9 protein-coding genes are annotated in these 14,365 nt (G+C 41.5%); 4 read left to right on the forward strand and 5 right to left on the reverse strand.

Translation table 11 applies throughout. The features are described from left to right. Positions 1-1,734: 1,734 nt before the first annotated feature. Together GYM62_RS04335 and GYM62_RS04340 are read left to right on the forward strand one after the other, a co-directional pair. On the forward strand, positions 1,735-2,070 hold the full coding sequence (locus GYM62_RS04335; protein ID WP_219958466.1) for a helix-turn-helix domain-containing protein: 336 nt from the start codon (positions 1,735-1,737) through the stop codon (positions 2,068-2,070). Next, a complete protein-coding gene (locus GYM62_RS04340) occupies positions 2,064-3,365 on the forward strand; it encodes a type II toxin-antitoxin system HipA family toxin (protein WP_219958467.1) in 1,302 nt (433 codons plus the stop codon). The genes GYM62_RS04335 and GYM62_RS04340 overlap by 7 nt, the downstream gene beginning before the upstream one ends. A 38-nt stretch (positions 3,366-3,403) precedes the next feature. Here GYM62_RS04340 and GYM62_RS04345 read toward each other — a convergent pair whose 3' ends face one another. Both GYM62_RS04345 and GYM62_RS04350 read right to left on the reverse strand, forming a co-directional pair. Next, positions 3,404-4,525, reverse strand: a complete 1,122-nt coding sequence (locus tag GYM62_RS04345; RefSeq protein WP_219958468.1) for an ATP-binding protein — start codon at positions 4,523-4,525, stop codon at positions 3,404-3,406. A 91-nt stretch (positions 4,526-4,616) separates the two neighbouring features. Beyond that, a complete protein-coding gene (locus GYM62_RS04350) occupies positions 4,617-5,387 on the reverse strand; it encodes a YdcF family protein (RefSeq protein WP_219958469.1) in 771 nt (256 codons plus the stop codon). A 327-nt stretch (positions 5,388-5,714) separates the two neighbouring features. On the opposite strand from GYM62_RS04350, the gene GYM62_RS04355 reads away from it, so the two are divergent. Further along, on the forward strand, positions 5,715-8,663 hold the full coding sequence (locus GYM62_RS04355) for an FAD-binding and (Fe-S)-binding domain-containing protein (RefSeq protein WP_219958470.1): 2,949 nt from the start codon (positions 5,715-5,717) through the stop codon (positions 8,661-8,663). Positions 8,664-9,305: 642 nt separating this feature from the next. On the opposite strand, the gene hutG is transcribed toward GYM62_RS04355, so the two are convergent. Further along, positions 9,306-10,262, reverse strand: a complete 957-nt coding sequence (hutG, locus tag GYM62_RS04360; protein ID WP_219958471.1) for a formimidoylglutamase — start codon at positions 10,260-10,262, stop codon at positions 9,306-9,308. A 62-nt stretch (positions 10,263-10,324) separates the two neighbouring features. On the opposite strand from hutG, the gene GYM62_RS04365 reads away from it, so the two are divergent. Continuing rightward, positions 10,325-10,948 (forward strand): Uma2 family endonuclease, encoded by a 624-nt coding sequence (locus GYM62_RS04365; RefSeq protein WP_219958472.1) that lies wholly within the window; start codon positions 10,325-10,327, stop codon positions 10,946-10,948. Positions 10,949-10,981: 33 nt separating this feature from the next. Here GYM62_RS04365 and GYM62_RS04370 read toward each other — a convergent pair whose 3' ends face one another. Continuing rightward, a complete protein-coding gene (locus GYM62_RS04370) occupies positions 10,982-12,982 on the reverse strand; it encodes a urocanate hydratase (RefSeq protein WP_219958473.1) in 2,001 nt (666 codons plus the stop codon). Positions 12,983-13,089: 107 nt separating this feature from the next. Next, positions 13,090-14,355, reverse strand: coding sequence for an imidazolonepropionase (hutI, locus tag GYM62_RS04375; RefSeq protein WP_219958474.1), 1,266 nt, complete (start codon positions 14,353-14,355; stop codon positions 13,090-13,092). Positions 14,356-14,365: the final 10 nt, after the last annotated feature.

Below are 14,365 nucleotides of genomic sequence, written 5' to 3' on the forward strand. Positions count from 1 at the left end.
CGATTTGGTTTTCATTAATCTTTTTCAAAGAAAGTCTGGAAGATATCGTCGGAAGTCTGAAATCTGAAGTGAGATAGCTGGAAAGGCTGAAATCTGAAGTGAGAAAGCTGAAAAGTGGCGTTGCAGATTATCTCCCGCAAAGAAGAAAAGAAGTAAAGAATTTTTAAAGCATTTACCAAATCACATCTCTGGAGCTATTTACAGGATGGGTTGCAAACAGCCTCAGAGAGGCGTTTTGGTTGTAGAATAGATTGAAATAGGGAGTAAACAAGAGCTTCGGAGAAGCGATTTGGTTTTCATTAATCTTTTTCAAAGAAAGTCTGGAAGATATTGTCGGAAGTCTGAAATCTGAAGTGAGATAGCTGGAAAGGCTGAAAGTAGGCAGTAGGCAGTATGCAGTATGCAGTATGCAGTTCGGGATGCCTGTGAGTTATTAATAATCTCGTCCCTGCGAGGAACGAAGCAGTCTCCGAAGTCTGAAAGCTAAAGTGAGAAAGCTGGAAAGGCTGAAAGTAGGCAGTAGTCAGTAGTCAGTTTGCAGTTTGGGATGCTTGTGGGTTCAATAGTGTCGTCACTGCGAGGAACGAAGCAGTCTCATAAGGTATGAAAGCATAATTGAGAAAGCTGAAATCGTGCCGTCTTTGCGAGGAGGAGGTACGACGACGAAGCAATCTCAATGTCTTTTAGCAGGTTTTGTAAAAAAAAAAGCTCGCAGTGTCGCAGCGATATATTCTCCCGCAAAGAAGAAAAGAAGCAAAGAATTTTTTAAAGCATTTACCAAATCACACCGCTGGTGCTCTTTACTGGATGGGTTGCAAACAGCCTCAGAGAGGCGTTTTGGTTGTAGAATAGATTGAAATAGGGAGTAAACAAGAGCTTCGGAGAAGCGATTTGGTTTTCATTAATCTTTTTCAAAGAAAGTCTGGAAGATATCGTCGGAAGTCTGAAATCTGAAGTGAGATAGCTGGAAAGGCTGAAATCTGAAGTGAGAAAGCTGAAAAGTGGCGTTGCAGATTATCTCCCGCAAAGAAGAAAAGAAGTAAAGAATTTTTAAAGCATTTACCAAATCACATCTCTGGAGCTATTTACAGGATGGGTTGCAAACAGCCTCAGAGAGGCGTTTTGGTTGTAGAATAGATTGAAATAGGGAGTAAACAAGAGCTTCGGAGAAGCGATTTGGTTTTCATTAATCTTTTTCAAAGAAAGTCTGGAAGATATTGTCGGAAGTCTGAAATCTGAAGTGAGATAGCTGGAAAGGCTGAAAGTAGGCAGTAGGCAGTATGCAGTATGCAGTATGCAGTTCGGGATGCCTGTGAGTTATTAATAATCTCGTCCCTGCGAGGAACGAAGCAGTCTCCGAAGTCTGAAAGCTAAAGTGAGAAAGCTAGAAAGGCTGAAAGTAGGCAGTAGGCAGTAGGCAGTTTGCAGTTTGGGATGCTTGTGGGTTCAATAGTGTCGTCACTGCGAGGAACGAAGCAGTCTCATAAAGTATAAAGGCTTAAGTGAGAAAGCTGAAAAGTCAGAATTCTGATAAAATCCGTGTTAATCTGTGGCTAAATAAAAAATATGAAATCAAAAAATAGAAGTATAAAGTTATTAAATGAGTGATAAATCATTCATTAAACTTATTTACATCTAAATACGTATGAATAATCATTCAAAAATAAATATTATAATGTTTGATATTTCATTCATAAAATAGTATTTTTGATTATAATGAATGATTAATAAGTCATGAATATCTCACAATTATCAGATGCAGCAATTCTTCAGATGATAGGAGAATTTATCAAAAAGAAGCGGATGGATCTCAATAAGACTCAGGATACTTTATCCTATGAGGCGGGGATCAGTCGCTCTACTTTGAGTTTGCTGGAGCGTGGCGAAAAGGTTAATTTAATCACCCTTATTCAAGTCTTACGTGTTTTGGATGAGTTGCAGATTCTGGAGGTTTTTGAGACTCAGACCCAGATCAGCCCGCTCGAATACATCAAGCTTCAAAAGAAGCAAGAGCGGCAGCGAGTCCGTAATACTGATCAGGCAGCTGAAAATCCTCCTTCAGAATGGTAAATGCAGCTGAGATTTGGCTTTGGAATAAATTGGTAGGAGCAGTGCTTTGGGATGAGTCCAGGCAACTCGCCAATTTTGAATTTGATCGAAATTTTCTTCGCTCCGGATGGGATATTTCACCTATTTTGATGCCTTTATCCCAAGGGAAAAGACTCTATTCTTTTCCTGAAACCCGCAGATCCCGGGATGATGCGTTTGATACTTTTAAAGGTTTACCGGGACTGCTTGCTGACATGCTCCCAGATAAGTACGGAAACCAGTTAATCAACGCTTGGTTAGTTCAAAATGGACGACCTTCCGATAGTTTAAATCCGGTAGAACTGCTTTGTTTTATCGGCAAGAGAGGGGTTGGGGCATTGGAAATCAAACCTGCACTGCGTACGGAAACGGGTCGGGCAAGTTCTTTGGAGCTTGAAAGTTTGGTAGGAATTGCCCAAAAAGTACTGAACAGCAAGGAAAACTTTCAAACTGATCTTTCCCTTGAGGAAGAGGAAGCTTTAGCGGATATTTTGAAGATTGGTACCTCTGCAGGCGGAGCCAGGGCCAAGGCAGTAATTGCTTTTAATCCGAAGACAGGAGAAGTGAAAAGTGGTCAGGTAAAGGCACCAAAAGGATTTTCTCATTGGATCATCAAATTTGACGGAGTACATGACTCACAGTTTGGAGCTACGGTAGGTTACGGCAGAGTGGAAATGGCCTATTATCTGATGGCTAAAGAGGCTGGAATCGAAATGAATGAATGCCGACTTTTGGAGGAAAACGGTCGGGCTCATTTTATGACCAAACGATTTGATCGGACGGATTCCGGAGAGAAAATCCATATGCAGAGTCTCTGTGGTATCCGCCATTTTGATTTCAATCAGGTGGGTGTTTACAGTTACGAACAAGTTTTTGAAACCATGCGTATGCTAAGGCTAACTTATCCAGAAGCAGAGCAGCAATTTGTCCGAATGGTATTCAATGTATTGGCCCGAAACTGTGATGATCATACCAAAAACTTTGCGTTTTTGATGGATCAAAGTGGAAAGTGGGCCTTGTCTCCTGCATACGATATATGCCATGCCTACAGGCCTGGTAGCATTTGGGTGAGCAGGCAATCTCTTCAGGTCAATGGAAAAAGGGAAGGAATTACTGACTCGGATTTTTTGGAAGTAGCCAAAAAGATGAATATCAAAAGACCGCAAGAGAAAATCGAGCGAGTGAAGCAAGCTGTCAAGCGCTGGGGGGAATTCGCTGAGGAGGCGAAAGTAGAACCAATATTAAGGGATTCGATTCAGGGGACTTTGTTGGTTTGATGGCTGAGCTGCCAAAAGAGAGTTAGCGTGAAAGGGAATTAAATTCGCGCCATCCATCTGGCCAGCTGCACTTCATGTACCAGGTAATTTTCTTCGTCCTTGATGACAAGTTCCAGTCTTTCCAAGGCCTTTAAAGCCGTGCTTACCGTACTTGCTGCGCCAAGATTATACTTTTGAATAAAACCTTTGCTCAATGGGTTTTGAAGGGGTTCCTCTTTGGCAATAGCTCTAAATACATTCCACTGTGTCCGAGTCAGCATTTTTTGAAAATTAGCATAAATCGCCTGTTGCTGCACAAGAATTTGATCGAATACAACATCCACATCTGCATTGGTTACTTTATTGTGCTTAGCATAAAGGTGGTTGCATACCAACTGAACGGTATAAGTTTGACCTCGACTCCAGTGATATATTTTCGCAATGGAATCCAGCTCGATTTTCTTCTTGGCAACTTGAAAATGTTGGGTAATGAATTCAGAATAAGCTTCGAGGGAAATAGGTTGAAGAGACTCTAGCATAGAGCTCTGATAAAAAGGCCTTTTCTTTTCTGTAAACATCGCTTCCATTAATGTGCGATGGCTTCCGCTAAAAATAAAACGGACTTCAGGAATCTGCTGTACCCAGGATCGGAATACTGCTTCAGCTTTTTCCCCTTGATAGTCGTTGATTTGCTGAAATTCATCGATTGCGATGACAACTCGCTTCTTTCTGGTAGCAAGAAATTCCCCCAAAGCAGCCAATGATTGATTAGGTTGTTTAGTATTGTTTACACCAAGTGTAAGCTCAGGAGCTCCTGACAAAGAATTAAAACTGATAGTCGCCCCAATTGAAGCCATTAATTTTTGAATGCTGGCACTTATCCCATTGCTAGTTTTTCCATACTTATCGTATATGGCAGCCGATATGCTTTGAATGGATTCGCCTATATTTTGGGTTGCGAGTAAATCAATATAGAGAGTTTCATAATTTTTTGATGACTCTAATTCATCAAAAAGTCGATGAATAAGGGCTGATTTTCCAAGTCTTCTCCAGGCATAAATTACTACGTTTCTGTCATTTTCTATGTGAGAAATGAGTGTTTTTAGCTCAAACTCTCTATTACAAAAGTATTCCTTTCCTTGGTAAGTATTGATTATAAATGGATTGAAGGGTTCTTTCATGACTTCTCACTTTTTGGATTACATGAAAATCGTTACGTAAATCGCGTTACGTAAAGTACGTAATAAAATCAAAGAAATGCAATCTCTTAATTTAGATATACCCCACGATTTTGTATACCAAAATCCCAATCCATTCTTTAAATAGTTTGGTCCAATACTCCAATGAGGAAGGATCAGGAAAAAATAGGGATGGTATATCGTATTTGATATCATGGGAATAGTAATCCACGGGAAAAGTCACTGTTTTCAATCCAACCTTGTCAAAGCATCCTTTAGCTCGCTTCATGTGAAAAGCGGAAGTGATGAGGATAAACTCCTGATTGGCGGGGATTTGATTTTTCTCTAAAAAGTCTTTGGTGAACTGCGCATTCTGAGCTGTATTTTTTGCTTGATCTTCGATCAAAATGTCATGCTCAGACATTCCGGTCATGATAAGAAATCGTTTTAGTAACTCAGCCTCAGTCTGCGGATTGGAAGGATTAAGACCTTGCCCACCGGTGATCAGAATTTTTTTGATCTTTCCCATACGATAGAGTTGAAGGGCATGGGTGATCCGGTCGGCACCTTTGTTAAAAAAGGTTCGGTCATAGGCGGTTTTGCTCAAATTGGTTACTCCAGTGAGGACAATGCCGATTTCATGACTTTCTATTTCTTCAAAAGATTTGAATTCAGGTTCCCAAGCCAATAAGGCCAGATTGGAAAGAAAAGGATTGGTGAAAAAGAGCAAAAGACCTATTCCTATGCAAAGTAATTTTTTGCCCCATTTCTGGCGGAGGAAAATGATTCCAGCCAAAAGAAAAATCAGGATAATGGTCAGTGGCATGGCCAAAAAACTCAAAAATTGGGAGAGGTAGAAGAACATAGTGTTTGAATTTTACTGCTTAGTAATTAGTTTTAACAATAATCGGTGAAATTGCTGGCAAAAATAAATGGATGTTTTTCGTTTCAGTATTGGAGTGCTTTTTTTTCTATTTGGATTAATACTTTTCGTTATTCAATATCGAGAAGGAGTTTATTCCAGGAAAGCAAAAGTTAATTCTGGTGATATTCGATTGTTTTTTGCTGGAGTGTGGGGAGTCTTAGGAGGAGGGTATTTTGTTTTTACCTCATTTTAGGATCATTTTGGTCCTGTAATATTGAACTTTGATATTTTTATTTCTTTATTCTAGCCAGAAAGCTATTTTTGATCATGCTTTCAGACCAACCTAATCTAGTATCTCATTTAGAAAAACTTGCAGCCCAACTCGAGGGCAATTTGCAGTTTGACAAACTTAGCCGAGCGCTTTATGCCACGGATGCCTCTGTCTATCGGGAGGTACCTTTAGCGGTAGCTTTTCCTAAGTCTGAATCGGATATTCAGAAACTGATTCAGTTTGCCAATGAAAACGGAACTTCCCTGATTCCCCGAACAGCAGGCACCTCTTTGGCAGGGCAATGTGTGGGGAATGGGATTGTTGTAGATGTTTCCAAGTATTTCACACAAATACTGGAATTCAACAAAGAAGAACGTTGGGTTCGGGTACAGCCCGGCGTAGTTCGAGATGAACTTAATCGATTTTTGAAGCCACATGGCTTGTTTTTCAGCCCAATCACTTCCACTGCTAACCGAGCGATGATTGGAGGCATGGTTGGGAATAATTCCTCTGGAACGACTTCCATTGTCTATGGGGTAACTCGGGACAAGGTTATTTCTCTGAATACCGTTCTAAGCGATGGGATTAAGGTTGTTTTCGGGGAGATCTCTCAGGATGAGTTCGATCGGAAATGCGGGCAAAAAGATCTGGAAGGAACAATCTACCGTCAAATCTTCGACGAACTCAACAATCCTGAAGTCCGCGAAGAAATCCACGCTCAATTTCCCAAAAAATCCATTCACCGCCGAAATACCGGCTATGCAGTGGATGAATTGTTGAAAGCAGAGCTATTCGAAGGAAAGGAAAAATTTAACTTCTGTAAGCTATTGGCGGGTTCGGAGGGCACTCTGGCTTTCACCACTGAAATCAAAATAAGCTTGGATCCCTTGCCCGATCCGGTGGAAATCGTGGTGGCTGCTCACTTCGCGACCATACACGAAAGCATGAAGTCTGCTCAAGTTGCCATGAAGCATCCTGCAACTGCGGTGGAACTGATGGATAAAATCATCTTGGACTGTACTAAGGAGAGCATAGAATATTCCAAAAACCGCTATTTTGTAGAGGAAGATCCTGAAGCGATTTTGATGATTGAGTTCCGGGGAAAAACCTTGGAAGAAGCCATGGCAAAAGGAGAGGCGCTTGTGGCGGACCTGAAAGCTGGCGGCTATGGGTATGCCTATCCTATTATCGAACCAGAGAAAGTAGCTTCAGCTTGGGCTCTTCGTGCAGCTGGTTTGGGTCTCTTGGGAAATATTCCTGGGGATCCTAAAGCGGTAGCCTGCATCGAAGACACTGCGGTGGATATCGAAGACTTAGCCGATTACATCGATGAAGTCGATGCCATGATGGAAGGTTTCAACCAAAAGCCTGTGCACTATGCCCATGCCGGAGCAGGGGAAATTCACCTGCGTCCTATTTTGGATTTGAAAAAAGCGGAGGATGTAGCGGAGTTTTACAAGATTTCCTTGGCTTCTGCCCAATTGGTGAAGAAATATCAGGGTTCGCTTTCTGGGGAACATGGAGACGGTAGAGTACGCGCTGCTTTTATCCCGCTGATGGTTGGAGAAAAGAATTATGAGCTTTTCCGAAGGATTAAATATACATGGGACCCCAAAAATATCTTCAACCCCGGAAAAATCGTAGATGCCGCGCCGATGAATAAATTCCTGCGCTACGAGCCAGGGATGGAAACTCCAGAGCACAAGACAATTATCGATTTTTCCAATGTGGGGGGGATTTTGCGTTTGGCAGAAAAATGCAACGGTTCGGGAGATTGCCGTAAACTTCCAGGTTCCGGCGGAACCATGTGTCCAAGCTATATGGCAACCCGAAATGAGAAAGATACAGTCAGAGGCCGTGCTAATACGCTTCGGGAGTTTTTGACTTTGGATAAAAAGGAAAATGCCTTTGACCATCCTGAGATCAAAGAAGCTTTGGACCTTTGTCTAAGCTGTAAAGGTTGTACCGCTGAGTGTCCTTCCAATGTGGATATGGCCAGTATGAAAGCTGAATTCCTCTATCAGTATCAAAAAACGCATGGCGTTCCCCTTCGATCCAAGGCTTTTGCCTATATCAATGAATTGAATGAGTTAGGTTCCAAAGTTCCTGGAATCGCTAATTTCTTTCTGAGCAATTCCCTGACTGGAGGTCTAATGAAGTCTATTTTGGGAGTGGCTCCAAACCGTCATCTTCCAGAAATCAGTCCGATTAGTTTGAGGAAGTGGTACAAAAAGAATTATCCCACTCTGGACGGACCAGCTAAACCCATTAAGTCGGTGTTTTTCTTTTTGGATGAGTTTACCAATCACAACGATACGCAGATAGGCATCCAAGCAATTTCATTGTTAAAGAAATTGGGCTATGAGGTCAAGATCGTAGATCATGAGGAGAGTGGTCGTTCGGCGCTATCCAAAGGTCTTTTGGAAAAAGCAAAGAAACATGCCGAGGCCAATGTGCGGATTTTTGAAAAACTGATTGACGGGAATACTCCATTGATTGGTTTGGAGCCTTCGGCAATTTTGAGTTTTAGGGATGAATATCCTCGAATTGTAGGAAAAGAGCTGCTAGAAGGGGCGAAGAAACTCAAGTTTCATGTCAAGTTGATTGATGAGTTTTTAGGTCAGGAAGTAGCAGCCGGAAATATCAGATCCGAACAATTCACAGACAAGCCTCAAAAAATCAAGTTGCATGGCCATTGTCATCAAAAGGCTCTTTCTTCTCTGACTTGGACACAGAAAATTCTTTCTCTTCCTGCAAACTATTCTGTGGAAACCATCCCAAGCGGCTGCTGTGGTATGGCTGGTTCTTTTGGTTATGAAGCGGAACACTTTGAGGTTTCTCAGCAGGTTGGAGAGTTGGTGCTGTTTCCTGCAGTGAGAAAAGCCGAAGCAGATACCTTGATCGCGGCTCCAGGAACTTCCTGCCGACATCAGATTGCAGATGGAACTGGCCGAAAGGCAAAGCATCCGGTGGAGATACTTTGGGAAAGTCTGAGGGAAGGTTGAAGGCTGAAGTAAGAAATCTAAAAAGTCTAGAGTCTGAAGTGAGAAAGCTAAAAAGTCTGAAATATGAAATCTGAAGTCTGAAAAAATCCGCGTAAATCTGCGCATTGATCTGTGTTAATCTGCGGGAAAAAAGAAAGTCTGAAATCTGAAGTAAGAAATCTAAAAAGTTTGAAGGCTTAAGTGAGAAAGCTGAAAGGGTAAAGTTGGCAGTTTGTTGTTTGGGATGTTCGTGGGCTATTAATGGTGTCGTCACTGCCAGGAACGAAGCAGTCTCATAAAGTATAAAGTCTGAAGTGAGAAAGATGAAAAGTCTGAAATATGAAATCTGAAGTCTGAAAAAATCCGCGTAAATCTGCGCATTGATCTGTGTTAATCTGTGGGAAAAAAGAAAGTCTGAAATCTGAAGTAAGAAATCTAAAAAGTTTGAAGGCTTAAGTGAGAAAGCTAAAAAGTAGGCAGTTTGCAGAAGCAGTAGGCAGTTTTTGGAAGTCTGAAGTCTGAAAAAATCTGTGCTATTCTGTGGATTTTTCTGTGTGGATCTGTGGGAAAAAAAGAAAGTAAGAAGCCTTAAGTGAGAAAGCTGAAAAGGGCCCCTTTAAATATTTGAGCCCGTTTCATTTATAACAAGATCTTTCAATCACCTTATTCAAAATTCTTCCTCAAAACGTATTCTACACATCGAGCTGCTAATCTCGCAGTGGCTTGGTCCTGATCAAATCTGGGGTTGAGTTCAACCACATCCATAGCAATTAATTTCTTGCTTTTTGCGATTAATTCGAATACCCGGAATGCTATCTGGGGACTAAAACCCATGGGTGAAGGAGCAGAAACACCAGGTGCAAATGCGGAGGAGAAGCCGTCCATATCCACGCTCAAATAAACCTTGTTGACTGAGTCCAAAAACCATAAAATCTGCTCTTGGATATATTCCCAGTTGCGAAGTCTAAACTGCTCCATCAACAGGTATTTCGCATTTAGTTTTTTAGCATTTTCAAACAAAGAATTAGGGTTAGAGGCGCGTTGAATACCTATAGCTAAATAGTTGAAGTTCATGGGGAACTCCTGAGCCAATTGATAAAATGGAGAACCTGAATGGCCTTTTCCGTTAGCCAACGGTCTAAGGTCAAAATGGGCGTCCAAGTTGATTATTCCCAATTTTTCTCCTTTGAGATGTAAATGATTTAATATACCCATTCCATGGGCAAATGCTAAATCATGACCTCCTCCCAAAAGGACGGGAAGATGTTTATTTCTTAATAATGCCTGAACGGTTTCTGAGATTTTGGTTTGAGTGCTCTCCAAATCAGTACCTTGAGTTTGGATATCACCATAATCATAAATTTTACATGAATCAGGTAAGTGATAGGCAATCCCTCCCAAGTATTTCCTTATATGATCCGGGGCCTCTTTCGTACCTGGTCGGCCCTGGTTTCTTTTGACTCCTTCCTCTCCGGGATAACCGAGAATTCCAACTTTTCTTCCATCCTCCTCAGAATAGTGAAGGTTTGGAATGCATTGGACAATTTGATGCCAATATTCAGGCAATTCAGATTTTCTTCCAGTCCAATTTTCTGGGTTTGGGTTTAAGTGTAGGCTCATAGAGTTTTAGCAGGTTTTTACTAAATTAGGTATAATTTTTAAGCTAAAGCGAGTCCTGAAAGATGAAAGAATATAGAATTCCTCAAAAAGAAAACATTGACTTGGCTTCATTCAAAGAGCCGGATGCCTCTTTTTCAGGCTATACCTATGCTGATTATCTTAAATGGGATTTTGAGGAAATAGTGGAGTTGATCAAGGGTAAAATCTTTGCCAAAGCCGCAGCTCCAAACAGAAGGCATCAAGCTGTTTCGATGAAGGTTTCGGTTGCATTGCACGAATTTTTAAAAGGACATCAGTGCAAAGTTTACGCGGCACCTTTCGATGTCAGATTGTCAAAAGATCCCGATTACAGTAAAATTGACTCGGTAATCCAACCTGATATCTCTGTGATTTGTGATCATTCCAAGTTGGATGACAAGGGTTGTTTTGGAGCTCCTGACTTAATTGTGGAGATTCTTTCTCCAAGCAATAGCAAGGTAGAACTCCAAAATAAGTACGAGCTTTATGAGGAGTTTGGGGTCAGAGAATATTGGATCATTCATCCTTCGGAAAATACCCTCCAAATCAATGTATTGGTCAATGGAAGCTATCAACCCTCCCGACTTTATACCTCAGGACAGAAGGTTACTTCTACTGTTTTACCAGGATTCGAATTGGAATTAGAAGAGGTATTTGAAGAAGACTGATTGGTATCAGCTCTCAAGATAACTTATGCCTATTTAGCCCAAGCCTTTCAGTATATCCTCATCTACCAAATTTGGTAAAGTCACTTTTAATTCCGGGGTTCTATCCATTTCTCGTTGGATAGCTTCTAAAGAACCACTATTCCTAGCCCAGGCTCTTCTTGCAATTCCATTGTTGACATCGTAGAATAGCATGGATTTCAAATTGATTTCAGCCTGCTTGCTTCCGTCCAAAACCATCCCAAAACCTCCATTCATCACTTCTCCCCAGCCCACACCACCACCATTATGGATAGACACCCAGGTAGCACCTCTAAAACTGTCTCCTATCACATTATGAATCGCCATATCTGCAGTGAACTTGCTTCCATCGTAGATATTGCTTGTTTCCCTGTAAGGAGAATCTGTACCGCTCACATCATGATGGTCTCTTCCCAGCACAATGGGAGCAGAAATTTCACCATTTGCAATTGCATCATTGAATGCGGCTGCAATTTTGGCTCTTCCTTCCGCATCGGCATATAAAATTCTAGCCTGAGATCCCACTACAAGCCTGTTCTTTTCAGCCTCTTCAATCCAGGTGATGTTATCCTGCATTTGTTGTTGAATAGAAGCAGGAGACTCTTTCATAATTTCTTTCAGAACTTGAGCAGCGATTTGATCTGTTTTTCTCAAATCCTCCGATTTGCCAGAGGTGCAAACCCAGCGAAAAGGTCCAAACCCATAATCAAAACACATAGGGCCTAAAATATCCTGAACATAACTTGGGTAGCGAAAGTCAATTTCATTTTCTGCCATGACAGCTGCTCCAGCTCTAGAGGCTTCCAATAAAAAAGCATTCCCATAATCAAAAAAGTAAGTCCCTTTCGCAGTATGCCGGTTGATCGCCGAGGCCTGTCTGCGCAGTGACTCTTGAACTTTTTCTTTAAATGCTTCAGGGTTTTCAGCCATCAGTAGGTTGGACTCCTCGAAACTGAGCCCAACTGGGTAATAGCCTCCTGCCCAAGGGTTATGTAAGGAAGTCTGATCAGAACCCAATTCCACAAAAATGTTTTCTTCATCAAACCGTTCCCATACATCCACGATATTTCCCAAAAAGGCAATAGAAACCACCTCTTCCTGATTTTTGGCCTTATGCACCCGTTGGATCAATTGATCCATGTCAGTTATTAACTCGTCCACCCAGCCTTGTTCATGCCTTTTTTTGGCAGCAGAAGGGTTTACTTCAGCGCAAATAGTGATACAGCCGGCAATATTTCCTGCTTTAGGTTGTGCTCCACTCATTCCTCCCAAACCAGCAGTCAAAAATATTTTTCCTTTGGGGCTGATACCACTACCCAGTTTCTTCCGAAATGCATTCATGACCGTGATGGTGGTACCATGAACAATGCCCTGTGGCCCGATATACATGTAAGATCCTGCTGTCATCTGTCCATATTGAGTGACACCCAGGGCATTGTATTTTTCCCAATCGTCCGGTTTAGAATAATTGGGTATCATCATACCATTAGTGACAATTACTCTTGGTGATAGGGGTGAGGATGGAAAAAGTCCCATAGGGTGACCGGAATACATATGGAGTGTCTGTTCCTCAGTCATTTCAGCCAAGTATTTCATGGTCAATAGGTACTGTGCCCAGTTTTGGAAAACCGCACCATTTCCTCCGTATGTAATCAATTCTTCAGGGTGCTGTGCAACAGCAGGGTCCAAATTGTTTTGAATCATCAGCATGATTGCTTTGGCCTTTTCGGAATTGCCCGGGTATTCAGAAATAGCCCTAGCATACATCCTATAATCCGGCATAAAGCGATACATGTAAATCCGACCATACTTTGTTAATTCCTCAGTAAATTCACCAACCAAGTCTCGGTGCCAAGCCTTTGGAAAGTAGCGTAGCGCATTGATGAGGGCCAGTTTCTTTTCTTCAGGAGAAAGAATTTCTTTCCGTTTGGGAGCATGCGAAATTTCCGGGCTCCTTAGTTTTTTTGGGGGAAGAGATGCTGGTATTCCTTGTATGATTTGATCTTTGAAAGACATGTTCGATTTACGATTTTGGAAATACGAATTACGAAGGGCAGAGGAGGTACAATTACTAATTTTCAATCCTCAATGGACGCTGCCTAATAACTATTAACTAATAACCACTAGCTTTTCATCTTCTTCTTCCTATCAAACACTTTTAAACCAGATTTCCATACTTGTGCTGGTTTTATATTTCCTTGATGATATAGAATTTCTTGGTAGTCAGAGGTCGGGAAAAGAATGAAGTCTGCAAACTGACCAGCCGCTATGGTTCCTTTATTAGTCAATCCTAGGGCTGCGGCAGCTCTGAAAGTGATTCCAGCGAATACTTCGGCTGTGCTTAACTTTTCAAAAGTGGCTAAAATCGAGGCTTGAGTGAGCAAATCACCCATAGGTGCTGAACCTGGATTCCAATCAGAGGCAATTGCTAATGAACCTCCCATGTCTAGTAATTTTCTAGCAGGTGTGAAAGGACAGCCCAGTCCAATAGATGCTCCCGGAAGTGCTACCCCAATCGTATCCGAATTGGCCAGTCTTTTCAAATCCTCTTCCGAGGAGGCTTCTAGATGATCAGCCGAAAGAGCTTGCATTTTTACCGCTACTTCTGAGCCTCCGGAAGTAAATTGATCGGCATGAACTGTAATTTGAAATCCTATTTCCTTGGCCTTTTTTAAATAAACAAGGGCTTGTTCCTTTGAAAAAGCAGACTTTTCGATAAAAATATCCACTCGCTTACTTAAGCCTTCCTTGTAAATGATAGGTAGTAATTTTTGAACCATCCAATCCAGATAAGCAGTTTCATCTCCTTCAAAATCCTTTGGTAGAAGATGAGCAGCAAGACATGTGGAAATCAAGTCGGCTTTGGTTTTTCTGTTTGCTTGATGTATGGAAGTCAGCATTTTGATTTCTTCCAAAACCGAAAGACCATAGCCACTTTTTACCTCAATCGTAGTGATTCCATTTTCTAGTAATTGATCAGCTCTTGAGGCAGTAATTTTTGCAAGTTCACTACCAGTCATTTTTCTAGTTTGGGTAACTGTGTCCCAAATACCCCCACCAGATTCTGCTATTTCCAGATAACTTTTACCAGAATTTCTCAAAGCAAAATCCTTAGCTCTTGACCCTGCAAAGCAAATGTGAGTATGACAATCTATCATTCCGGGAAGAGCTACATAATTTTCTGACAGGTCAATTCTTCGAACCTCCTGGAGGTCAATTTTTTTTCGAAGAATCTCAAAATCACCAATTTCCACGATTTTATCTCCGTCTAATAAAATACCGGCATGCTTATGTATGGGTAATTGGGAATCTTTTAGAGCTCCTTTCATTGGGAGTTGATCCATACTCAGGAGCTGGGTAATAGGGCCTATTAATTTCTTGTCTTTCATAGTGCTGGGT

The organism is Algoriphagus sp. NBT04N3, assembly GCF_019443765.1.
Classification (GTDB): Bacteria; Bacteroidota; Bacteroidia; order Cytophagales; family Cyclobacteriaceae; genus Algoriphagus; species Algoriphagus ornithinivorans.

Coding starts and splice junctions, on each gene's coding strand:
- GYM62_RS04335 (WP_219958466.1), top strand. CDS start 1,735: ATGAATATCTCACAATTATCAGATGCAGCAATTCTTCAGATGATAGGA.
- GYM62_RS04340 (WP_219958467.1), top strand. CDS start 2,064: ATGGTAAATGCAGCTGAGATTTGGCTTTGGAATAAATTGGTAGGAGCA.
- GYM62_RS04345 (WP_219958468.1), bottom strand. CDS start 4,525: ATGAAAGAACCCTTCAATCCATTTATAATCAATACTTACCAAGGAAAG.
- GYM62_RS04350 (WP_219958469.1), bottom strand. CDS start 5,387: ATGTTCTTCTACCTCTCCCAATTTTTGAGTTTTTTGGCCATGCCACTG.
- GYM62_RS04355 (WP_219958470.1), top strand. CDS start 5,715: ATGCTTTCAGACCAACCTAATCTAGTATCTCATTTAGAAAAACTTGCA.
- hutG (WP_219958471.1), bottom strand. CDS start 10,262: ATGAGCCTACACTTAAACCCAAACCCAGAAAATTGGACTGGAAGAAAA.
- GYM62_RS04365 (WP_219958472.1), top strand. CDS start 10,325: ATGAAAGAATATAGAATTCCTCAAAAAGAAAACATTGACTTGGCTTCA.
- GYM62_RS04370 (WP_219958473.1), bottom strand. CDS start 12,982: ATGTCTTTCAAAGATCAAATCATACAAGGAATACCAGCATCTCTTCCC.
- hutI (WP_219958474.1), bottom strand. CDS start 14,355: ATGAAAGACAAGAAATTAATAGGCCCTATTACCCAGCTCCTGAGTATG.